The following is a 23,132-nucleotide window of genomic DNA, read 5'->3' on the forward strand; positions in this document are numbered from 1 at the left end:
TTGCGCCTAGCGACGTCCTACTCTCACAGGGGGAAGCCCCCAACTACCATCGGCGCTAAAGAGCTTAACTTCCGTGTTCGGTATGGGAACGGGTGTGACCTCTTTGCCATCATCACTAGACTATATTCGACCTCCAATACACGGCGTATTACTGTGTCTTGAAGCTCTCTTTTTAGAAAGGTTGTTCTTTCAAAACTGGATAAACGGTGCATTGAATGTTTCAAACTTTTTGGTTAAGTCCTCGATCGATTAGTATTCGTCAGCTCCATGTGTCACCACACTTCCACCTCGAACCTATCTACCTCATCGTCTTTGAGGGATCTTACTTACTTGCGTAATGGGAAATCTCATCTTGAGGGGGGCTTCATGCTTAGATGCTTTCAGCACTTATCCCGTCCACACATAGCTACCCAGCGATGCCTTTGGCAAGACAACTGGTACACCAGCGGTGTGTCCATCCCGGTCCTCTCGTACTAAGGACAGCTCCTCTCAAATTTCCTACGCCCACGACGGATAGGGACCGAACTGTCTCACGACGTTCTGAACCCAGCTCGCGTACCGCTTTAATGGGCGAACAGCCCAACCCTTGGGACCGACTACAGCCCCAGGATGCGATGAGCCGACATCGAGGTGCCAAACCTCCCCGTCGATGTGGACTCTTGGGGGAGATAAGCCTGTTATCCCCGGGGTAGCTTTTATCCGTTGAGCGATGGCCCTTCCATGCGGAACCACCGGATCACTAAGCCCGTCTTTCGACCCTGCTCGACTTGTAGGTCTCGCAGTCAAGCTCCCTTGTGCCTTTACACTCTACGAATGATTTCCAACCATTCTGAGGGAACCTTTGGGCGCCTCCGTTACCTTTTAGGAGGCGACCGCCCCAGTCAAACTGTCCGCCTGACACTGTCTCCTGCCCCGCTAAGGGGCATGGGTTAGAATTTCAATACAACCAGGGTAGTATCCCACCGACGCCTCCTTCGAAGCTGGCGCTCCGAGATCTCTGGCTCCTACCTATCCTGTACAAGTTGTACCAAAATTCAATATCAGGCTACAGTAAAGCTCCACGGGGTCTTTCCGTCCTGTCGCGGGTAACCTGCATCTTCACAGGTACTATAATTTCACCGAGTCTCTCGTTGAGACAGTGCCCAGATCGTTACGCCTTTCGTGCGGGTCGGAACTTACCCGACAAGGAATTTCGCTACCTTAGGACCGTTATAGTTACGGCCGCCGTTTACTGGGGCTTCAATTCGCAGCTTCGCTTGCGCTAACCACTCCTCTTAACCTTCCAGCACCGGGCAGGCGTCAGCCCCTATACGTCACCTTACGGTTTTGCAGAGACCTGTGTTTTTGCTAAACAGTCGCCTGGGCCTATTCACTGCGGCTCTCATGCGCTTGCACGCTCAAGAGCACCCCTTCTCCCGAAGTTACGGGGTCATTTTGCCGAGTTCCTTAACGAGAGTTCTCTCGCACACCTTAGGATTCTCTCCTCGACTACCTGTGTCGGTTTGCGGTACGGGCACCTCTCACCTCGATAGAGGCTTTTCTTGGCAGTGTGAAATCAGGAACTTCGTCCATACGGACTCGCCATCACAGCTCAACGTTACAGTGTGCGGATTTGCCTACACACACGCCTTACTGCTTGGACGCGCACAACCAACGGCGCGCTTACCCTATCCTACTGCGTCCCCCCATTTCTCAAACGGTGAGGAGGTGGTACAGGAATATCAACCTGTTGTCCATCGCCTACGCCTATCGGCCTCGGCTTAGGTCCCGACTAACCCTGAGCGGACGAGCCTTCCTCAGGAAACCTTAGTCATACGGTGGACGGGATTCTCACCCGTCTTTCGCTACTCATACCGGCATTCTCACTTCTAAGCGCTCCACCAGTCCTTCCGGTCTGACTTCAACGCACTTAGAACGCTCTCCTACCACTGACATCGTAGATGTCAATCCACAGCTTCGGTGAATCGTTTAGCCCCGATACATTTTCGGCGCAGCGTCACTCGACCAGTGAGCTATTACGCACTCTTTAAATGATGGCTGCTTCTAAGCCAACATCCTGGTTGTCTGTGCAACGCCACATCCTTTTCCACTTAACGATTACTTTGGGACCTTAGCTGGTGGTCTGGGCTGTTTCCCTTTTGACTACGGATCTTATCACTCGCAGTCTGACTCCCGTGTATAAATATCTGGCATTCGGAGTTTGTCTGAATTCGGTAAACCGGGATGGCCCCCTAGTCCAAACAGTGCTCTACCTCCAGTATTCTCATCACGAGGCTAGCCCTAAAGCTATTTCGGAGAGAACCAGCTATCTCCAAGTTCGATTGGAATTTCTCCGCTACCCACACCTCATCCCCGCACTTTTCAACGTGCGTGGGTTCGGGCCTCCAGTAAGTGTTACCTCACCTTCACCCTGGACATGGGTAGATCACCTGGTTTCGGGTCTACGACCACGTACTAATTCGCCCTATTCAGACTCGCTTTCGCTGCGGCTCCGCCTTCTAAAGCTTAACCTCGCACGTAATCGTAACTCGCCGGTTCATTCTACAAAAGGCACGCTATCACCCATTAACGGGCTCTAACTACTTGTAGGCACACGGTTTCAGGATCTCTTTCACTCCCCTCCCGGGGTGCTTTTCACCTTTCCCTCACGGTACTGGTTCACTATCGGTCACTAGGTAGTATTTAGCCTTGGGAGATGGTCCTCCCGGATTCCGACGGAATTTCACGTGTTCCGCCGTACTCAGGATCCACTCTGGAGGGAATGAACTTTCGACTACAGGGCTTTTACCTGCTCTGGCGGACCTTTCCAAGTCGCTTCATCTAACTCATTCCTTTGTAACTCCGTATAGAGTGTCCTACAACCCCAAGAGGCAAGCCTCTTGGTTTGGGCTCTTCCCGTTTCGCTCGCCGCTACTCAGGGAATCGATTTTTCTTTCTCTTCCTCCAGGTACTTAGATGTTTCAGTTCCCTGGGTCTGCCTTCAAGACGCTATGTATTCACGTCAAGATACTACGCGATTAAACGTAGTGGGTTCCCCCATTCGGAAATCTCCGGATCAAAGCTCACTTACAGCTCCCCGAAGCATATCGGTGTTAGTGCCGTCCTTCTTCGGCTCCTAGTGCCAAGGCATTCGCCGTGCGCCCTTAATAACTTAACCTAGTTATTAAGCCTAAAAACTTAATTTAAAAAATAAATGTGTTTGTTACAATTTCAATGTCGTTTTATCCAGTTTTCAAAGAACAAGTTTTGAAGTATTTCATCGTAATGATGAACCTTCAAAACTGAACGCAAAACGTAATCTTACAAACCCAAGGTTTGTATTCCGAAAATATCCTTAGAAAGGAGGTGATCCAGCCGCACCTTCCGATACGGCTACCTTGTTACGACTTCACCCCAATCATCTATCCCACCTTCGGCGGCTGGCTCCAAAAGGTTACCTCACCGACTTCGGGTGTTACAAACTCTCGTGGTGTGACGGGCGGTGTGTACAAGGCCCGGGAACGTATTCACCGCGGCATGCTGATCCGCGATTACTAGCGATTCCGGCTTCATGTAGGCGAGTTGCAGCCTACAATCCGAACTGAGAACGACTTTATCGGATTAGCTCCCTCTCGCGAGTTGGCAACCGTTTGTATCGTCCATTGTAGCACGTGTGTAGCCCAGGTCATAAGGGGCATGATGATTTGACGTCATCCCCACCTTCCTCCGGTTTGTCACCGGCAGTCACCTTAGAGTGCCCAACTAAATGATGGCAACTAAGATCAAGGGTTGCGCTCGTTGCGGGACTTAACCCAACATCTCACGACACGAGCTGACGACAACCATGCACCACCTGTCACCGTTGTCCCCGAAGGGAAAACCATATCTCTACAGTGGTCAACGGGATGTCAAGACCTGGTAAGGTTCTTCGCGTTGCTTCGAATTAAACCACATGCTCCACCGCTTGTGCGGGCCCCCGTCAATTCCTTTGAGTTTCAGTCTTGCGACCGTACTCCCCAGGCGGAGTGCTTAATGCGTTAGCTGCAGCACTAAGGGGCGGAAACCCCCTAACACTTAGCACTCATCGTTTACGGCGTGGACTACCAGGGTATCTAATCCTGTTTGCTCCCCACGCTTTCGCGCCTCAGTGTCAGTTACAGACCAGATAGTCGCCTTCGCCACTGGTGTTCCTCCAAATCTCTACGCATTTCACCGCTACACTTGGAATTCCACTATCCTCTTCTGCACTCAAGTCTCCCAGTTTCCAATGACCCTCCACGGTTGAGCCGTGGGCTTTCACATCAGACTTAAGAAACCACCTGCGCGCGCTTTACGCCCAATAATTCCGGACAACGCTTGCCACCTACGTATTACCGCGGCTGCTGGCACGTAGTTAGCCGTGGCTTTCTAATAAGGTACCGTCAAGGTACAGCCAGTTACTACTGTACTTGTTCTTCCCTTACAACAGAGTTTTACGAACCGAAATCCTTCTTCACTCACGCGGCGTTGCTCCATCAGGCTTTCGCCCATTGTGGAAGATTCCCTACTGCTGCCTCCCGTAGGAGTCTGGGCCGTGTCTCAGTCCCAGTGTGGCCGATCACCCTCTCAGGTCGGCTACGCATCGTCGCCTTGGTGAGCCGTTACCTCACCAACTAGCTAATGCGCCGCGGGCCCATCCTATAGCGACAGCCGAAACCGTCTTTCAGTATTGTCCCATGAGGAACAATAGATTATTCGGTATTAGCCCCGGTTTCCCGGAGTTATCCCAAACTATAAGGTAGGTTGCCCACGTGTTACTCACCCGTCCGCCGCTAACGTCAAAGGAGCAAGCTCCTTCTCTGTTCGCTCGACTTGCATGTATTAGGCACGCCGCCAGCGTTCGTCCTGAGCCAGGATCAAACTCTCCATAAAAGAAATTTGATTAGCTCAAATTGTTTTGCTGGCATCAATTTTGATGTCCAAAATTTTGTTTCGTTCACTAACATAAGATAGCTAATAAAAACTATATTGATTACGTTTTACTTGTTCAGTTTTCAAGGTTCATCTTGTTTCGTTTGTCGCGTCATCTCTTGACGACTTATACATAATAACATCGATTAATCATGAAAGTCAACATAAAATCATAAGTTTTTTTAAAGAGGTTATTTTGTCGTTTTAAAAATATAGAAATGGGGTCTTTATTATGATTCGTAAAACGTTGATATCACTGGGTTTAATAGTAATATTATTTGTCTTTATCAAACCGCTAAATTCTACGATGATTTCTGTATTTAATATCGCTAATGCACCAACTGTTGTAACAAAAGGGCATTATGGTACTTCTCTTATTGTCGAAATTTCTTTTTCTGATGACGCGTTGTTAGATTGGTTAAAAAACGTAAAAGCACCTTATCCGCTTCTACTTTTAGATGCTGCATGGATTGAGCGCTCACCAGAGCATATTAAAGTGATACAAGAGAGGAAACTACCTACAGGATTATTAGGTCCTGAAGATTCAGTAGAAAAACCAATAGATATTGCGTTAATACAAAAAGGCGTTGACACTTATGAAAAATATTTAAAGGCAACTCCGCTTTGGTTTGCCACAAGAAATCATCAATATTCTCAGGAATTGCAAAAGAGTTTATTTCAAAAACAAGTAAACATTCTGTCGCCGTCCCTCATTTGGCAAGGAGAAAAAACGCCTCAATTACAAAAAGGTGATTTTATATTTACTTCATTGCATCAAGACAGTAATGTTTCTTTTAAAGCATTAAATACTTTATTGCAACAAAATAAATTTATGTCTATAGAAGAAAATATATTCGGTTACTCTGTTCAATCTAAAAAAACCCCATAAAAAAGTAGCCTCAACTTTCTTTGAGGCTACTCAATTTTTCATTCATTATGCATTTTTGGCTTGATTAAGGCGCGCTTTTCGACGCTCTTCTAATTTTCGGCGATCTTCGTCAGATTTTGCATTGTATTTTGGTAATACTAATAATTGATATGCATTTACAGCTAGTAATGGGAATAATAATAAGGCAACATATTCGTTAATATTTTCATCACGTCCCATTAATGCGATTGTCCACTCTAATGTTGTAATAACAATCATAAAAAATAATGCAGACACTAAAACATGTTTTTTTCCTGTCATTTTCACTTTTTGCATGGCCGTTGCTACTGATGCAAATATTAAAACGACTAAAAGTCCCATATAGAATACCCAGCTTTGTCCATCTTTAACACCCGGTACAAAACGGAAGAACACAATATCAAAGATGGTAACAGCGATCAATAATAGCTGTACCCAATTCCATAACGTTAGCGTTCTAAAAATGTTAACACCTACTTGATGCAGTGTTAGATAGGCGAAAAACCCTGCTTGTGCAATAACACTCATTGTAAACCCTAGGAATACCATCCATAAAAGCCCTGCGAAAAATTCACCCCATTGACCATTTGCTACATATGGTTGAAAGAAGCTCCATCGAATAAATAAACTAAAAATTCCGTTGACTACGCCACCAACGAGCATTGCAAAGAAGAAAAACTTTGCCCAATTTCGTATCGTCACAACTCAAAGTCCCCCAATTTCTTCATATATCTGTAATCATTTTAACAATGCATTGTTAAAAAAGCTATTTCTCTTCGCAAGCAATACATAAAGTCATCATAAATGTGAACAATAATTGAAAGAGTCTATCTATAGAAAGGGCTGATATTACATGCGAAAATTGACTTTATTACTGATTTTAACGCTTTTTCTTGCTGCCTGTTCACAAGATAAAACCTCTACCATGTCTTATGATGAGATAAAAAAAATTATGATTGACTCTCTACAAACAGAGGATGGTAAAAAGGCGTTGCGACAGCTTTTAGAGGAGCCGAGTTTTCGTGAATTATTGATATTAGAACATGACGAAGTAAAAAAGGCTACAGAGGAAACATTGCTTTCTAAAGAAGCTGAGGATTTTTGGAAAAAGACTTTTGAAGATCCAAAATTTAAAGAAACTGTAGCCAAAAGTATGCAAAAGCAGCAACAGGATATTATGAAGGAACTCATGAAAGATCCTACTTACCAAAAGGATTTGGAATCATTCTTTGGTCAGCCTGATATGCAAAAGCAAATGGAGACGATTTTAAAATCCTCTACTCTTCGCAAGCAAATGGAGGAAGTCGTCAAGGAAACGATTGAAAGTCCACTAATGCAGGCGAAATGGCTGGAGCTTATCAAAAAAAGTGGTGAGAGTACTTCATCTGAGAGCGGCAACAAAAAAGAGGCTAGCGCTGACGGTGGCGGCAGCTCAGATAATGAAAAAAAGCAGAGCGGCCAATAGCTTCACAAATCAAAAAAGATTTCCTCAGCAATTTGAGGAAATCTTTTTGTTTATTTATTTAATTTTTGAATGATTTTCGTCGCAATATTGATATACGTTTGTCCTGTTGGATGCTTTTCTGCATACACGGAAGGCGCAAATTCCTCATCCGTCCAATCTGGCTGACCAAGTGGAATTTGTCCAAGTAGCTCTGTGCGTAGCTCTTCTGTTAACTTTGCACCGCCACCTTGACCAAATACAAATTCACGTTCCCCTGATTTCGACTCAAACCATGCCATATTTTCAATAACACCTAGAATTTCATGGTCAGTTTGTAAAGCCATTGCCCCTGCACGAGCGGCAACAAATGCTGCTGTTGGGTGAGGCGTAGTTACAACAATTTCTTTTGAAGAAGGTAACATTTGATGAATGTCTAAAGCTACATCACCTGTTCCTGGTGGTAAGTCTAATAGAAGATAGTCCAGCTCGCCCCATTCTACATCGCGGAAGAATTGATCTAATACTTTACCTAACATTGGTCCACGCCAAACGATTGGTGCGTTATTTTCAACGAAGAATCCCATGGAGATTACTTTTACACCAAAACGGTCAACTGGGAAAATACGATTGTCTACTACCTTCGGCATATCTGTAACACCCATCATGTCCGGTACACTGAATCCATAAATATCCGCATCAATTAAACCTACTTTTTTACCTAGACGGGCTAGCGCTACCGCTAAGTTAACAGATACTGTAGATTTCCCTACGCCACCTTTCCCGGAAGCAATTGAAATCACTTGTACTGTGCTTAGTGGTGATAAAATATCTTGCGCTTCTGCTTCTGTTGCTGTACCACGGAAACTTTGTAATTTTTCTGCCGATAATTCTTCAAAGCGAATACCAACCGTGTTAGCACCCGCTTCTTTTAATACATCTACAATCTTCATTTGAAGTTGCATTTGCTCAGGCGTATTAGTTTTAGCAATCGCAATTTTTACACTGACATGGTTTTTTTCTTCTTTAATTGCCACATTTGTAATACCGTCAGTTTCTGCTAATGATTTATGTAAAAATGGATCTTGTAGTTGTCCCAGTATTTCTCGCACTTGTTGTTCTGTTATCACGACGAACACTCCCCTTATTTTCTGTCAATGTTAGTATATCATAATGCTTTGATTTACATAGTAACTGTTGCTCTATTCAATTTTCCCAAGTAAGTAGTCTTCAATACCTTCAACGATAGCATCTGCCATTTTTTCTTGATATTTTTTATCGACTAATAGCGCACGTTCCTCATCATTACTGATAAATCCAGTCTCAACTAATGCGGCAGGTACTTCCGCTTTTTTCAGCAAGTAGATTTGTTTAATTGCCAACGCTTCACGATCTGTATTTTGTAATTTCGTACGAATCGATTGCTGAATGCTATTGGCGAGCAATTCCCCATCAGCATGTCCGTCTTTATGATAAAACACCTGTGCTCCACGCCATTTGGTCTCTGGAATTGCATTGGCATGAATCGTAATAAAAATATTCGGCTGTTCTTTTGCAACAATATCCTTCCTTAAAAAGATATCTTGCTTTTTGCGTTCCCTTAGTGTGCCAAATTTTTCTGATGGCGCGTGTTCATCAATAACATCTCCATCCTGTGTACGCGTCATCACGACTGTTGCGCCCTTCTTCTTTAATTGCTTCTCCACGTGCTGAGCAATTGCAAGTGTAATGTCCTTTTCAATTACTTCGCCCTTTGAAGCACCCCCATCCTGACCACCATGTCCCGCATCAATGACAATTTTCGTGCCACCAAGTGGGTCAGGTAAGAAGAAGTTGCGGTCCGAAGCATTCGTTTCATATGCCACGACCACTATACTCATTAGCATAATTACTCCTAGTGCAAGCCAGCGCTTCACCCATATCCACCACCCTTTAGTTATAGTGTACGAAGTTCGTGTTGGAACTATGCTAGAAAGTAAACAAAAAACTCCCAAGCAATTGCCTTGAGAGTTTAAAAATTTTTTAATTAGTTTAATGAAGGTACCCTGCTAGTGCGCTTTCTACACTACAGCGTGCAATTGCATCTTCCTATAGACAATTAACTTTCATCTTCCCATTTCAGCTTATTTTCTGTAGCAATTAAATCTTTAAAAACCTTGCCCTCAAAAACTAAACGATTATAATCGATTTGAATATCGAAAAGCCCTCCAAACTCTGATTCTGTAAATGAAAGTGATTCTATTTCTTTAAATATTTTTTCTCTTGTCATAGTATCTCTACTTTATAATCCTTTTTATAACATAAAAAATAATGAAGCATGCGAGCAAATACTTTGTAGCAATTTTTCTCTTCTTCATAGTCATAGGAAACTTCCACATCCTTTCCCTTGTTAAATCTATTTCAAAAAACACCTGCCAAGTATTTCACTAAAAGCCTGTGCTGGACATCACAGAGGCTATCTGTTTACTTTACAATTTCTGAAAGCCCTACTTTTCGATCTTCCAACATTGAAAGTGTACAAGCATCTGCTGTTGCAATGGCTTCTAAAGCGGCTTGTCCGTTTAAAAGTTTTTGAAACTCCTCGCTTACTTCCGCTCCTTGTAGCACTTGATGTAAGTACTTCATTTCTTTGTCTATTACAGAAGAAAGCCATAAAGGCGTTCTTTTCCCTGGTTTCCCATATTGGATAGCACCGTCCATTTCAGAACTATTATAAATTCTTGTCCGATCGTCATCTTCTTCTTGTGTTTCATGGATAAGAAAATGCTTCTCTTTGCCATCCACCTTTAACGTTCCTTTTACATTGTACATATCCAATTTTATGTATCCCTTTGTTCCTTGGATTAAAACATAATGTTCGCCATATCGAAATGCTGAACCCCACTCTAGTAGCGCAAACTTTTTATTCTCAAATTCTAAATTGACAAAAATCATATCATCTTCATTTCCAAAAAACTCACCTTTATGAGCAACGTTTCCGCCAATCATTGTTGCTTTTTGAGGGAGCCCACCCATAATAAATTGGATACAATCTAATTCGTGAATATGGTGATATAAATGCCCGCCTGATTTCTCTCTTATTTTTTTCCAAGACACTTCAGGCTGCTTTTCTTCCCAACCATTTCTTGCTGCATGACAAAACAAAATATCCCCGATTTCTCCATCATTGATTAGTTTCTTTGCATACTGCACACCATTGAAGAAATTCATAATATGACCAGCAAAAAATATCACGTTATTCTTTTTACAAGCTTCCACCATGTCTTTACAATCTTCATAGCATAAAGCGATAGGTTTTTCACAAAATACATGTTTGCCATTTTGAGCAGCCTTCACAACCGGCTCCTTATGCAAATAATTTGGCGAAGCTACAACAACACAATCCACATCTTCTCTTGTTACTAAGTCATCCAAGGAGGTTGAAACCTCTGCCTTTAACTCTACATTTACCTCTTTAGCATTCTCTGGATCATAAATGGCAACAATGTTAGCATCCTTGTTTTTTAGAATAGACCTTCCTAATTCCGCACCAAAGTATCCAGTACCCACTATTGCATAATTCACCACGAGTATTCCCTCCTAATCGTTATTGATATATATCTTCCAATGTTAATATTTCAAACTTTAAAACGTTCTTTAAATGCAGCTCATTGCGCGACCAAGAATCATATTTCTCATATTCCAAATTATCTGTCTGATAAACTAATTTAGCAGGATTTGAACTATCTTTCGCATATACTGGAGCACTTCCTAAAGTACTAAAAACGAAAAATAATACGATAATCATTATTTTAAATGTTCCGACTTTAAACATTAACATAACACCTCCATCTAATTATTTAACGGCACCTTCCGAAAGCCCACTTGCAATTTTATTTTGAATAAAAATGAAAAAGATAATCGATGGCAACACAACGATGACAGAAGCTGCCATCATATCTCCCCAATCCAAAATTTCCGAACCGTTTAATGATCTTAAAGCAACTGCAACGGTCATTTTGCTAGTATCATTAATTAAGATTAAGGCATACAAAAATTCATTCCATGCATTGATAAACGTATAAATGGCCGTAGCGACAATCCCAGGAGCTACGATAGGTAACACAACTCTAAAAAATATAGTAAATTTATTTGCTCCATCAATCTGGGCAGACTCTTCTATGCCAATGGGTACTGTTTGAAAAAACCCAACTAATAGCCATACCGCATACGGGACACTAAATGATAGATAAACGATAATTAAACCAATTAGACTATTACTTAGACCAATGGTTGCCATTACTAAAGAGTATGGAATGGCTAACAATATAGGTGGGAAAATATAAGTAGTGATTAATAATTTGGACATAATCGAACCCAATTTCGGAAAAAATCTCACTATTCCATACGCTGCTGTTGAGGAAATAATAATAGCAATGATCGTTGTACTTAAGGAAATTAACACACTATTTTTGATATTATCTATAAAATGTAAATCTCTAATAACGTGGATAAAATACTCTAATGTAAAGTCCTTTGGAAAAAATCTTGTTGGGAATTGCGTTAACTCACCTTTGCCTTTAACCGAGGAGAGGAAAATCCATACTAAAGGGAATACGGCAAGAATAGTAGCTATCACTAGCAATGCATGAGACAGAAACGAACTTACAATTGTTTTTTTATTTTTAACCATTTTATTTCGACTCCTTTTCCCATTTCCTAATAATATAGAAATAAAGTAAACAAATTGTTAAAAGGAATAAAAATAGCAATACCGTTACTGCTGAGGAACGTCCTAATAACTGTGTTCCCCAACCAAGGTTATAGGCAAAGATAGGAAGTGTCGTTGTGGCATTTGAAGGTCCCCCTCCTGTTAGTAAGTACACAATATCGAAGTTGTTAAATATCCATATTGTTCTTAATACGACTAATAAGCCAATGACTACCCGAATATGGGGTAACGTGATAAACCTAAATACTTGCCAAGAGGAAGCACCATCAATTCTAGCTGCTTCAAATTGTTCTTGAGGAACGGTTTGTAATGCCGATAATACATTCACCATGATTAAAGGTGCACCAAACCAAATATTGATTCCTACTAAACAAACAAACGCCCACGTACTATCGGTAAAAAAAGCAGGTGGATTATTCATCAATCCTAATTTTACGATTAAATTTGGCAAATAACCGTACACTCCGTTTAATATCCATTGCCATGAAAAGGCGATAACTATCGTTGGAAATGCCCAAGGTATAATAAGCAGTGTTCGATATAACCATTTAAATCGCTTTATTCTATGTATAGCTAGAGCTAAAATAAAGCCAACTAAAACTTGACCAACTAAAGAAAAGAAAGTCCATTTTAATGAATTAAAAAATGAGTTCCAAAAATCTGGGTCAGCTAATACTTTTCTATAATTCTCAAGACCGACAAATTGATAGTTCGATGATAATAAATTTTTCGTTGTAAAGCTGAAATAAATACTAGATAAAAATGGGTAGACAAATAGTAAACCGACAACTATTATTGCTGGCATTACAAATAGCCAGCGGGCGTAATCAAATTTCTTTATTAGCATGTTGACTCCTTTCTTTCAAAGCAAAAAGTGAAACTACTTTTTACTTTTGCGTGACTACTATGTCCAACGAACATTCAACTCCATTTTTCTTTCCAACATGTCTATTGGAAATCGGCAGACGATCGTGGGCAAGCAGAGCCGCTTTCTCGCTAACTTAGCCGTAGATTTTCTTTCCTTGCTTGTCCCACTTGAGTCGTCGCTTTCTTATACTTCCCTCTAATTTACAGCTACTGTTTCGAATAGATCATTGAGCTTCATTTCCGCTTTTTTTGCTGCTTCCATCGGATCTGTGCCATTTGAAATAATATCTTGGAACATTTCTTCAATAATATGTCGGTTCGTCATAATACCCGCTTGAATACTTGGACCATTCTCATAGCCAATAGCTGTTCCTTCTTTTACAGCTTTAGTAATTACTTCTTCAGCTTGTTCAAATTGCTTTCTTATTTCATTTTCTTTATAAGCAGGATTATCTGTAACATTATCAATCGTTGGTAACATGCCGACAGGTGTTGCATCTAAAAACTCAAGATAGTTGCCCTCTTCAAATAGCTTTTCTAAAAATGCCTTCGCGACATCAGCGTGCTTTGATTTTTTCCAAATAACCAAAGGTACGTTGGATGTTTCAATCCCGTAATCAGGGTCAGATTCATTTACTTTTGGAATAGGATACGCATCAATAGAATTTAACAATTGTGGGCTATTAGCTTGAACGCCGCCAATATGGAAACCTGAGTTGAAATCAAATGCTGTTTTTCCTTGGTAAAATAACGTAGCTTGTTGTAAAACATTGAAGTTTAAGGAGTCTTTCGGGGATATTTCTTCATACATTTTGATCCAGTATTTAATACCGTCCTGTGCAATCTTACTTGTTAAATCAGCTTTATAATCTTTCGTTAGTAAGCTTCCGCCAGCACTTCTTACATAAAAGTTGAGGAATCTTGTTGCCATAAAATCATTCGTCCCCATCGGAACAGACACTCCATAAACTCCGTCTTCCTTCATTTTCTTACTTGCTTCATATAATTGATCCCAAGTTTTGGGCACTTCTAAATTATATTTTTCCAATAAGTCAGTTCTAACCCACATTACTTGTGCATGTGAGTACAGTGGTATTGAATAGTAGTTGTCTTGCACTTTTGCTTCATCTAATGCATTGCTACTGAATTTTTCTTTACCTATTTTGTCAATCGTATCGTTGAGCGGGATTAATGCATCTGAATTTACCATCTCTATAACTTGATTAGGGAGCGCTGTGCTTATGTCCGGTACATTTCCTGAGTTTAAACCTGTTGTCCATTTTGTATAAAAATCATTCCATGAAAATGTTTCAATTTTTATGTTTACTTTTGGATGATCCTTCATAAATTCATATGCTGTTTTTTGTATGCTTTCTAGTCTAGGTCCTTGTGTAAATGAATGCCACATCACAATATCTCCTGATAATTCTTCGGAGGATTCTACTGATGCTTCCTCAGAGGATTCTGTCGCTTCACTTTCACTTTTAGATTTACAGCCCGCTGCTATAATAATTGAAATAAGTAGTATTGAGCAGAATAATATTTTTTTCATTTTGCTTAACCTCACTTTTTCGTATGATTGTTTAAGACGATTAAAACGCTTTCATCAATAATTGTTTTCACACCATATGCCCATAAATTTACGGATGAAAAATGCCCAAGCCAAAGTTCCATACAAATTAAGATACATTTTTATGTTCGTTGATTGTTTAAACTTTTGTGTATAGCAGCTCCTCTTTCTAACTCCATCTTCATCTCAATAAAACTTTTACAGCCTACTTTTTTACAAAAGCGAGTTATAGTTGCAGGTGAAGTATTCAATTCTTTTGCCAATACAGTTATATTTTCATTCTGTATGCTTGTTCTCTGAATGATGTAACTCGCAATAACTTGTTCTTTTTCCGTAAAGGAATGAAATTGATCTCGCATTCTATCCAAAAGATTCATATGTATACACCCCCTATCTAAACATTCATTACATAAAAGTGCTTTCAAAATTAAAATAATATAAAAAGAAATAATTTTCAATAATTAGAATTGTATGAAAAAAATTTTCATTAATACATTTTGAATATATTTCAGATAATAGTTGTTTGTCTCAACGCTATTACAAGTAATGTAAACACCAAAAACCACCCCTCAAACACTAAAAAAGTTTTGAAAGATGGTTTTTGTACTTTTATATAAGTTAGTCCGATTTTTTATCTTTAAATTTATTACGTAAAAATAAAGCAATGAGGAAACAAATGAAGTAGCCTGTATATCTAAACTGTTTTGATGTAGCAAAAATTTCAGTAGTTAAGAAATTAAAAATAACAAAGCATACTAGTAAACACTTTGCAGCAACGTCTCGCTTCTTTTCCATATTCATAAGAATGTTTCCACATCCTTGTCTACGTAAATTTTTAATCCCTAAATTCCTAGCATCTAATATTCTTTTTTTAGATTTTACTAAAGGTGGCGAATCTTTTTCAATATTTTTAATAATTCAATTTCATATACAATTTTCTAAACACAAAAAACCCTCTCCCACAAAAGTGGGAAAGGGTTTTGAAAACGTATAGAATCGGTTGATTAACGTTTTGAGAACTGAGGTGCACGACGAGCGCCGCGTAGACCTGGTTTTTTACGTTCTTTCATGCGTGAATCACGAGTAAGTAATCCAGCTGATTTAAGTGCAGCACGGAAATCTGGGTCTACTTGAAGTAGAGCACGAGCGATACCATGACGTACAGCTCCAGCTTGACCAGTGTATCCACCACCGTTAACGTTTACGTGGATATCATAGCTTCCTGTAGTTTCAGTAGCTACTAATGGTTGTTTAATTACTTCACGTAATGCAGCGAATGGTACGTATTCTTCGATTTCACGTTTGTTGATAACAATTTTACCTGTACCTGGTACTAAACGTACGCGAGCTACAGAGCTTTTACGGCGACCAGTGCCGATGTATTGAACTTGTGCCAAAGTAATATCCTCCTCTTAATTTATATTATCCGCGAAGCTCATATGCTTCTGGTTTTTGTGCAGCATGTGGGTGCTCAGTTCCAGTGTAAACGTTAAGTTTACCGAACATTTTACGACCTAAAGAGTTTTTAGGAAGCATCCCTTTTACAGCTAATTCGATCATACGTGTTGGGTACTTTTCTAACATTTCACCAGCAGTACGAGTTTTTAAACCACCCGCAAATTGAGTGTGGTGACGGTAAAGTTTACCCTCTAATTTGTTACCAGTTAAATGGATTTTGTCAGCGTTGATGATGATTACGTGATCACCTGTGTCAACGTTTGGTGTGAATGTTGGTTTATGTTTACCACGTAAGATTGCAGCTACTTCAGAAGCTAAACGTCCAAGAGTTTGGCCTTCTGCATCAACTACTAACCATTTACGGTCTACTTCGTGACCTTTAGCCATGAATGTTGTACGCATGTATATATCCTCCTAATCGATTCGATTACCGTTATTTTTCATTAGTCTACACTATAAGTTTCGGGGCTTATTTGTGGTGGTAATGAAAATACCATCTGTTATCATATAATGAATGACTTTTAAAGTCAAGTAATTTCATTAAACACCTGGTGAAGTTGTACAGGGTAACGTTTGGCATTTGCATTGTCCCTTTTCACCTAAAATTTTTTCTCTTTAAAGCGAATTGCCGCTTCTATAAAACATACCGTATTCTATTAAACAATCGACCTTAATAAAACACTTTTTCAAGGTATAAACCTTGTGGTGGCGCCGTTTTGCCAGCCTTATCGCGATTCATTGAAGCAACGACTAGCTCGACATTTTGCACTTCTCGACGTCCTATGCCCACTTCCCATAAAGTTCCGGCAATAATGCGTACCATATTGTATAAGAAGCCACTACCTTCAATCACCATATGTAGCTCTTCACCATGCCATTCAAAATCGAGCTTATGAACGGTGCGCACTTTATCTTGGACACTTGTATTGGCTGCACAGAAGCATGAGAAATCATGTGTCCCGATAATCGCCTTAGCCGCCTCCTGCATCGCTGTAACGTCTGGTTTAACCCCATTGGTCTCTACTGTGTAATATCGACGAAACGGGCTTTGTACAGGCTCACACGACCATATATAGCGATAGCGTTTTCCTGTTACACTATAACGCGCATGAAAGTCAGCTGCCACTTCCTCAATGGATAAGACACGAATATCTCTAGGAAGCTGTACATTCAACGCTTTCATGTATTTTTCTACCGGTATTGCAAGTGGCGTATCAAAATGCAGTGTTTGTCCAGTTGCATGTACTCTTGCATCCGTGCGACCACTTGCCGTTACTTTGACCTTGTTACCTTTATGCATAACGGCAAGTACACGCTCTACTTCAGCTTGTACTGTACGCTCTCCTGGTTGCACTTGATAACCAGAAAATTGCGTTCCATCATAACTAATAATTGCTTTTAATCGTCGCATCAAGCTACTCCTTTAACTTCTATAGAAAAATAATAAAACCGCCATTGCCGCGAGTAAGGCAAGCGCAAATGTATCGCCCATATCCCACTTGAGTTGACGATAACGCGTACGACCTTCGCCGCCTCGATATCCTCGCACCTCCATCGCGGTCGCTAAGTCCTCTGCACGTTTAAAGGCACTTACAAAGAGCGGTACTAACAATGGAACAACGGCTTTAATACGGTCTTTTATTGGGCCGGAAGATAAATCCGAACCACGCGCCATTTGTGCCTTCATAATTTTATCTGTCTCATCCATCAACGTTGGAATAAAACGCAGTGAAATGGACATCATTAATGCTAGCTCGTGGACAGGAACCTTGATTTTTTTCAATGGATTAAGCAATACTTCAATCCCATCTGTAATGGAAATTGGTGATGTTGTCAGCGTTAAAATGGATGTCATAAACACTAGTACAAGGAAACGTGTGGAAATATAAATCCCTTGGCGAACACCGCCCTCATAGATGGAGATAAACTTCCAATGAAATAGTAGGTCGCCTTCCTTGGTCATAAAAATATGCAGCAAGAATGTAAACGCCATTAAAAACAGCACGGGCTTTAGACCATTTATTAAAAAATACAAACGTATACGAGATACTAGAACAATGAGTAACGTAAAAGCTAAGAGCATTGCATATGTTATCGTATTATTCGCTAAAAATACGATAATGATAAATGCAAATACGAAAACGAGTTTAGAGCGTGGGTCAAGCTTATGAACAGGAGAATCTCCTGGCAAGAAGCGCCCGAATATCATTTTCTCCATCATGACTCTCCACGCTCCTCTCTTAATAATCGAGCCATTTCAATCGCTAGCTCCTCTTCAGTTAAACATACCTTTGCCAAAGATGTATTAATCATCTTTTCAACTTTTTGCTGAAAGCGCACAATCCGAGGCGGCTCTAAACGGAATTGTTTCAATGTCTCAATATCTTTAAAAATCTCACGCGGTGTTCCACTCAATACATTTTTGCCCTCATGCATAATGATAAGATTGTCCGCATAACGAGCTGCATCTTCCATACTGTGTGTCACAAGAATCGTCGTTAAATTACGCTCTTGATGTAATGTATAAAACATATCCATAATTTCCTTTTGACCACGGGGGTCTAGCCCAGCTGTTGGTTCATCTAAAACAATAACTTCTGGCTCCATTGCTAAAACTCCTGCAATTGCTACACGTCGCATTTGTCCACCAGATAAATCAAATGGTGACTTTTCCAACACATTTTCAGGTAGGCCGACTAAACGGACAAGCTCTCTAGCACGCGCCTCAGCCTCTGTTGCAGATACACCAAAGTTCATCGGCCCGAACATAATATCCTTTAATACCGTTTCTTCAAACAACTGATGCTCTGGAAATTGAAATACAATACCCACACGTTGGCGAACTGCTTTTAAATCCTTAGCCTTTTTACCTGCCTCCACTGTGCGATCGCCTAATTGCACAATGCCCGTTGTGGGCTTTAACAGCGCATTAAAATGTTGAAGAATGGTCGATTTACCAGAACCCGTATGACCAATAATTGCTTGGTACGTATGGGATGGAATCTCAAAATTCACATCGAATAATGCCCGTTTTTCAAAAGGTGTACCTTGAGAATAGGCATAGCTTACTTGTTGAAGTTTGATGTCCATAGATCATTCACCAACTCTTCTTCTGTCATATGTTGTCCCATTAACGGAACACCTTCCTTTTGCAATAACTTTGATAACTTCATGGCAAATGGTAAATCAAGCCCTAGCTCCGTTAATTTGTCCCCCAGTGAAAAAATTTCAGCAGGTGATCCTTCCGCAAACTTCTTACCATCGTTCATAAATAGTATACGATCAGCTAACATGGCCTCTTCTAAATCATGGGTAATGGATAACACCGTTAGCCCTGTTTCTGCGCGTAATGTTTGGACAGTTTGTAATACTTCGACACGGCCTTGTGGGTCTAACATAGATGTGGCTTCATCTAATATAAGCAACTTTGGCTTTAATGCTAATGCCCCTGCAATCGCAACACGTTGCTTCTGTCCACCCGATAAATGATGTGGCTCATGATCTAAAAAGTTACTCATCTTCACTTGTTCCAACGCGGCATGTACACGTTTTACCATTTCTTCAAACGGTATGCCGTTATTTTCAAGTGCAAAGGCAACATCATCTTGCACGGTTGCCCCTACAAATTGATTGTCTGGATTTTGAAACACCATGCCCATTTGTGAGCGGCATTCCCATAGGTTATCTTCATTTAAGACTTCACGCAGTATACGAACATCCCCCTGCTGCGGGAATAATAAACCATTCATTAATTTGGCGATCGTAGATTTCCCTGAACCATTATGACCAACGATGGCAATCCACTCACCTTCTTGGACGGCAAAGCTTACATTTTCAACAGCGTTTCGCAGCTCTTGATTTTCAGGTGTATATGAAAACGTCACATTATTTAACGATAAAATTTCGGGCATTTCTAGAACTCCTCTCTACATGCTCAGCTATACTAACTAACTTACACTTTTTTATGTATGAATTCTACTACAATCAATATGTCGGTATAAGAAAAGTGCCTACGCGCTTATTCTTTTATATTAAAAAAAGCACCATCAATTGGCGCTGTTTCGTTGTTCATTAAAATAATAATAAAAAAGCGCGCACCTCATTCGATAGAAATGCGCTAGTCGTTACATTTACAAGAAACACGGGTGCTCAAGCCCTAGCCTCTTTTGAATGAGGTGCGGAGAGCTAAACGAGACGCCACACAACAGTGTCCGCTCATCATAACGCTCAGCTTAATTATTTGTCGTATAAATCGTTTATAAAGAAAGAGGGTGGTGGTTCCACCCTCTTCACCACTTGTTTTCTCTTATGATTAAACTAATTCAATCACAACAACAGGTGCACCGTCACCACGACGAGGACCTACTTTAAGAATACGAGTGTAACCACCTTGACGTTCTGCGTAACGTGGTGCAACATCATCAAATAGCTTTTGTAGCGCAAATGAAGTTGTTTCGTTACCTTCTTCGTCAGTAGTTGTTACTAGTTCACGACGGATGAATGCAGCAGCTTGACGGCGTGCGTGTAAATCTCCGCGTTTACCTAAAGTAATCATTTTTTCAACAGCTTTACGTACTTCTTTAGCGCGAGCCTCAGTAGTTTCGATACGCTCGTTAATGATTAAATCAGTAGCTAAGTCACGTAACATCGCTTTACGTTGAGAACTTGTACGACCAAGTTTTCTGTAACCCATGGATGTTTCCCTCCTTTATAAAAAATATCTGATCTTATAAGTTTTGTTTAAATCGCTTAGTCTTCTTTGCGTAACCCTAAACCAAGCTCTTCTAACTTCGCTTTTACCTCTTCTAATGACTTACGTCCAAGGTTACGAACTTTCATCATATCGTCTTCTGACTTATTCGCAAGTTCTAGTACTGTATTAATACCAGCGCGTTTTAAGCAGTTGTAAGAACGAACAGAAAGATCAAGTTCTTCGATAGTCATCTCTAAAACTTTTTCTTTTTGATCTTCTTCTTTTTCGACCATGATTTCAGCAGTTTGAGCCTCATCTGTCATGCCAACGAAGATGTTTAGATGCTCGGTTAAAATTTTTGCTCCGAGCGAAATCGCCTCTTTCGGACCGATGCTACCATCTGTCCACACATCAAGAGAAAGTTTGTCGTAGTCAGAAGACTGACCTACACGAGTATTTTCCACTTGGAAATTGACGCGTGATACTGGAGTGTAAATAGAGTCGATCGGGATCACGCCGATAGGAAGATCCTCACGTTTGTTTTGATCAGCAGGAGTGTAACCACGGCCGCGTTGAGCGTACATACGCATACGTAAATGACCGTTTTTAGCGATTGTTGCAATATATAGATCTGGGTTTAAAATTTCTACGTCACTGTCATGTGTAATGTCAGCAGCCGTAACTGTTCCATCGCCCTTTACATCAATCTCAATAACTTTTTCTTCGTCAGAGTAGATTTTAAGAGCAAGCTTTTTCACGTTCAAAATAATTGAAGCTACATCTTCCACAACGCCTTCTACAGTTGAGAATTCGTGAAGAACGCCATCAATTTGGATTGAAGTGACAGCAGCTCCTGGTAATGAAGACAGAAGGATACGACGTAAAGAATTACCCAAAGTGTTTCCATATCCGCGTTCAAGCGGTTCTACAACAAACTTTCCATATTTGGAATCTTCGCTGATCTCCACCGTTTCAATCTTTGGTTTTTCAATTTCGATCATTTCATTTACCCTCCTTCAAAACATCGAATGTATAGGTTCTTTCCATCATAGATTCGATCGTCATTGACGTATCGTTTATTATCTGCACAAGACAGTCTGTACAAAAAATGATGTTCTCATACACTATGAGAAGCACCCATTACACGCGACGACGTTTTGGCGGACGGCAACCATTGTGAGGAACTGGAGTAACGTCTTTAATAGCAGTTACTTCTAAACCAGCAGCTTGAAGTGCACGAATTGCAGCTTCACGACCAGCACCAGGACCTTTAACAGTTACTTCCAACGTTTTCAGACCATGTTCAAGGGATGTTTTAGCAGCAGTTTCTGCAGCCATTTGAGCAGCGAATGGTGTAGATTTACGTGAACCACGGAAACCAAGAGCACCAGCACTTGACCAAGATACAGCGTTACCTTGCATATCTGTAATCGTTACAATTGTATTGTTAAATGTAGAACGAATGTGTGCAATACCAGATTCGATATTCTTTTTCACACGACGTTTACGAGTTTGTTGTTTACGAGCCATGTTAAGAAGGAACCTCCTTTACGTATTATTTTTTCTTGTTCGCAACTGTTTTACGAGGACCTTTACGCGTACGCGCATTGTTCTTCGTATTTTGACCACGAACAGGTAAACCACGACGGTGACGGATACCACGGAATGAACCGATTTCCATCAGACGTTTAATGTTTAATGAAGTTTCGCGACGTAAGTCACCTTCAAGTTTGTAAGAATCTAATTGTTCACGGATTAAGTTTAACTGATCTTCAGTTAAGTCGCGTACGCGTGTATCTTCTGAAATACCTGCGCCAGCTAATACTTTCTGAGCTGTAGTTTTACCAATACCGTAAATGTAAGTTAATGAAATTACCACGCGTTTGTCGCGAGGAATGTCAACACCAGCAATACGTGCCATGTACGTTGTGCACCTCCTTTAGAATCAACCTTGTTTTTGTTTGTGTTTAGGATTTTCACAGATTACCATTACTTTACCGCGTCGGCGAATTACTTTACATTTTTCGCAGATCGGTTTCACAGATGGTCTCACTTTCATCTAACCTAACCTCCTTAGTAGTCCGGAGCGCAAAAGATTATTTAAAACGGTATGTGATACGACCGCGAGTTAAATCATAAGGAGATAACTCGATAGTAACCTTATCTCCAGGTAGAATACGGATAAAGTGCATACGAATCTTACCAGAAACGTGTGCTAAAATCACATGTCCATTTTCTAATTCTACCTTAAACATCGCGTTTGGCAAAGTCTCAACAACTGTCCCTTCGACTTCAATTACATCATCTTTCGCCATCTACTCTGTCTCTCCTCTCTATATGCAAATTAAAGTTCTCATCGTTACATCAAACGGATATCTGCTGCAACTATAGAAGCAACCTCGTTTCAACATATGTTTGGATTGTATGAGAGATGTTTGAAAGACGCTCGTCTGGTTTCGCTTCACACAATCCACGGAATATACAGGACCAGTATGGGCACTGAATCTCCCATGTTTACACGAATACCGGAATGTCTTTGATGAGATATTCATACCC

At 40.7% G+C, this 23,132-nt stretch carries 24 protein-coding genes, 3 rRNA genes and 1 pseudogene; 2 read left to right on the top strand and 26 right to left on the bottom strand.

The annotated features are described in order from the left end of the window. Positions 1-4 precede the first annotated feature (4 nt). The 3 genes from rrf to MKY08_RS21280 form a co-directional block, all read right to left on the bottom strand. Positions 5-120, bottom strand: a 5S ribosomal RNA gene (rrf, locus tag MKY08_RS21270). 109 nt (positions 121-229) lie between these two features. Then, positions 230-3,157, bottom strand: a 23S ribosomal RNA gene (locus tag MKY08_RS21275). Between the two features lie 181 nt (positions 3,158-3,338). After that, positions 3,339-4,890, bottom strand: a 16S ribosomal RNA gene (locus MKY08_RS21280). Together the 16S, 23S and 5S rRNA genes form the textbook arrangement of a ribosomal RNA operon. A 271-nt stretch (positions 4,891-5,161) precedes the next feature. Here MKY08_RS21280 and MKY08_RS21285 point away from each other — a divergent pair. After that, positions 5,162-5,818: a hypothetical protein gene (locus MKY08_RS21285; protein ID WP_069514379.1), complete on the top strand. Its 657-nt coding sequence runs from the start codon at positions 5,162-5,164 to the stop codon at positions 5,816-5,818. 45 nt (positions 5,819-5,863) lie between these two features. Here the strand turns inward: MKY08_RS21285 and MKY08_RS21290 are convergent, their stop codons facing one another. Further along, entirely contained in the window at positions 5,864-6,538 is a 675-nt protein-coding gene (locus tag MKY08_RS21290) for a KinB-signaling pathway activation protein (protein ID WP_069514376.1), read from the bottom strand. A 151-nt stretch (positions 6,539-6,689) separates the two neighbouring features. Between MKY08_RS21290 and gerD the strand changes: the two genes are divergently transcribed. Then, entirely contained in the window at positions 6,690-7,301 is a 612-nt protein-coding gene (gerD, locus tag MKY08_RS21295) for a spore germination lipoprotein GerD (RefSeq protein WP_069514373.1), read from the top strand. Positions 7,302-7,351: 50 nt separating this feature from the next. Here the strand turns inward: gerD and MKY08_RS21300 are convergent, their stop codons facing one another. The 22 genes and pseudogenes from MKY08_RS21300 to MKY08_RS21405 form a co-directional block, all read right to left on the bottom strand. Then, positions 7,352-8,407, bottom strand: a complete 1,056-nt coding sequence (locus MKY08_RS21300; protein WP_024364340.1) for a P-loop NTPase — start codon at positions 8,405-8,407, stop codon at positions 7,352-7,354. Positions 8,408-8,479: 72 nt separating this feature from the next. Continuing rightward, the gene (locus MKY08_RS21305; RefSeq protein ID WP_024364341.1) at positions 8,480-9,193 is read right to left on the bottom strand and encodes an N-acetylmuramoyl-L-alanine amidase; all 714 of its coding nucleotides are present in this window, start codon (positions 9,191-9,193) and stop codon (positions 8,480-8,482) included. A gap of 182 nt (positions 9,194-9,375) precedes the next feature. After that, positions 9,376-9,546 carry a hypothetical protein gene (locus MKY08_RS21310; protein WP_176723246.1) on the bottom strand — a complete coding sequence of 57 codons (171 nt, stop codon included), beginning with the start codon at positions 9,544-9,546 and terminating at the stop codon, positions 9,376-9,378. A 194-nt stretch (positions 9,547-9,740) separates the two neighbouring features. Continuing rightward, a complete protein-coding gene (locus tag MKY08_RS21315; RefSeq protein ID WP_069514370.1) occupies positions 9,741-10,844 on the bottom strand; it encodes a Gfo/Idh/MocA family oxidoreductase in 1,104 nt (367 codons plus the stop codon). A 19-nt stretch (positions 10,845-10,863) separates the two neighbouring features. Continuing rightward, positions 10,864-11,091: a hypothetical protein gene (locus tag MKY08_RS21320; protein ID WP_069514367.1), complete on the bottom strand. Its 228-nt coding sequence runs from the start codon at positions 11,089-11,091 to the stop codon at positions 10,864-10,866. 21 nt (positions 11,092-11,112) lie between these two features. After that, the gene (locus MKY08_RS21325) at positions 11,113-11,949 is read right to left on the bottom strand and encodes a carbohydrate ABC transporter permease (RefSeq protein ID WP_069514364.1); all 837 of its coding nucleotides are present in this window, start codon (positions 11,947-11,949) and stop codon (positions 11,113-11,115) included. Position 11,950: 1 nt separating this feature from the next. After that, on the bottom strand, positions 11,951-12,835 hold the full coding sequence (locus MKY08_RS21330) for a sugar ABC transporter permease (protein WP_069514360.1): 885 nt from the start codon (positions 12,833-12,835) through the stop codon (positions 11,951-11,953). 216 nt (positions 12,836-13,051) lie between these two features. Then, entirely contained in the window at positions 13,052-14,407 is a 1,356-nt protein-coding gene (locus MKY08_RS21335; RefSeq protein ID WP_069514357.1) for a sugar ABC transporter substrate-binding protein, read from the bottom strand. A 140-nt stretch (positions 14,408-14,547) separates the two neighbouring features. Beyond that, positions 14,548-14,802: a MurR/RpiR family transcriptional regulator gene (locus tag MKY08_RS21340; RefSeq protein ID WP_024364349.1), complete on the bottom strand. Its 255-nt coding sequence runs from the start codon at positions 14,800-14,802 to the stop codon at positions 14,548-14,550. A 627-nt stretch (positions 14,803-15,429) separates the two neighbouring features. Further along, positions 15,430-15,822 carry a 30S ribosomal protein S9 gene (gene rpsI, locus MKY08_RS21345; RefSeq protein ID WP_004233744.1) on the bottom strand — a complete coding sequence of 131 codons (393 nt, stop codon included), beginning with the start codon at positions 15,820-15,822 and terminating at the stop codon, positions 15,430-15,432. Between the two features lie 25 nt (positions 15,823-15,847). Beyond that, positions 15,848-16,285 (bottom strand): 50S ribosomal protein L13, encoded by a 438-nt coding sequence (gene rplM, locus MKY08_RS21350; RefSeq protein ID WP_024364352.1) that lies wholly within the window; start codon positions 16,283-16,285, stop codon positions 15,848-15,850. A 268-nt stretch (positions 16,286-16,553) separates the two neighbouring features. Next, positions 16,554-17,294, bottom strand: coding sequence for a tRNA pseudouridine(38-40) synthase TruA (gene truA, locus MKY08_RS21355; RefSeq protein ID WP_069514354.1), 741 nt, complete (start codon positions 17,292-17,294; stop codon positions 16,554-16,556). 12 nt (positions 17,295-17,306) lie between these two features. Continuing rightward, entirely contained in the window at positions 17,307-18,104 is a 798-nt protein-coding gene (locus MKY08_RS21360; protein WP_069514351.1) for an energy-coupling factor transporter transmembrane protein EcfT, read from the bottom strand. Then, complete coding sequence (locus MKY08_RS21365) at positions 18,101-18,973, bottom strand: energy-coupling factor ABC transporter ATP-binding protein (protein WP_069514348.1); 873 nt, start codon at positions 18,971-18,973, stop codon at positions 18,101-18,103. Before MKY08_RS21365 ends, MKY08_RS21360 begins: the two co-directional genes overlap by 4 nt. After that, a complete protein-coding gene (locus MKY08_RS21370; protein WP_069514345.1) occupies positions 18,949-19,794 on the bottom strand; it encodes an energy-coupling factor ABC transporter ATP-binding protein in 846 nt (281 codons plus the stop codon). Before MKY08_RS21370 ends, MKY08_RS21365 begins: the two co-directional genes overlap by 25 nt. Positions 19,795-20,195: 401 nt before the next feature. Next, positions 20,196-20,576 carry a 50S ribosomal protein L17 gene (gene rplQ / locus MKY08_RS21375; protein WP_010860588.1) on the bottom strand — a complete coding sequence of 127 codons (381 nt, stop codon included), beginning with the start codon at positions 20,574-20,576 and terminating at the stop codon, positions 20,196-20,198. 56 nt (positions 20,577-20,632) lie between these two features. After that, entirely contained in the window at positions 20,633-21,577 is a 945-nt protein-coding gene (locus MKY08_RS21380; RefSeq protein WP_004233733.1) for a DNA-directed RNA polymerase subunit alpha, read from the bottom strand. Between the two features lie 139 nt (positions 21,578-21,716). After that, on the bottom strand, positions 21,717-22,106 hold the full coding sequence (gene rpsK / locus MKY08_RS21385) for a 30S ribosomal protein S11 (protein ID WP_004233731.1): 390 nt from the start codon (positions 22,104-22,106) through the stop codon (positions 21,717-21,719). 25 nt (positions 22,107-22,131) lie between these two features. Further along, positions 22,132-22,497: a 30S ribosomal protein S13 gene (gene rpsM / locus MKY08_RS21390; RefSeq protein WP_024364357.1), complete on the bottom strand. Its 366-nt coding sequence runs from the start codon at positions 22,495-22,497 to the stop codon at positions 22,132-22,134. 24 nt (positions 22,498-22,521) lie between these two features. Beyond that, on the bottom strand, positions 22,522-22,635 hold the full coding sequence (gene rpmJ / locus MKY08_RS21395; protein WP_000868344.1) for a 50S ribosomal protein L36: 114 nt from the start codon (positions 22,633-22,635) through the stop codon (positions 22,522-22,524). Positions 22,636-22,672: 37 nt separating this feature from the next. Further along, a complete protein-coding gene (gene infA / locus MKY08_RS21400; protein ID WP_004233690.1) occupies positions 22,673-22,891 on the bottom strand; it encodes a translation initiation factor IF-1 in 219 nt (72 codons plus the stop codon). Between the two features lie 88 nt (positions 22,892-22,979). Then, positions 22,980-23,057, bottom strand: a pseudogene (locus tag MKY08_RS21405) (type I methionyl aminopeptidase); the annotation flags it as partial. Positions 23,058-23,132 lie beyond the last annotated feature (75 nt).

It is taken from the genome of Lysinibacillus sp. FSL M8-0337, from assembly GCF_038593855.1.
GTDB classification, from domain to species: domain Bacteria; phylum Bacillota; class Bacilli; order Bacillales_A; family Planococcaceae; genus Lysinibacillus; species Lysinibacillus sphaericus_D.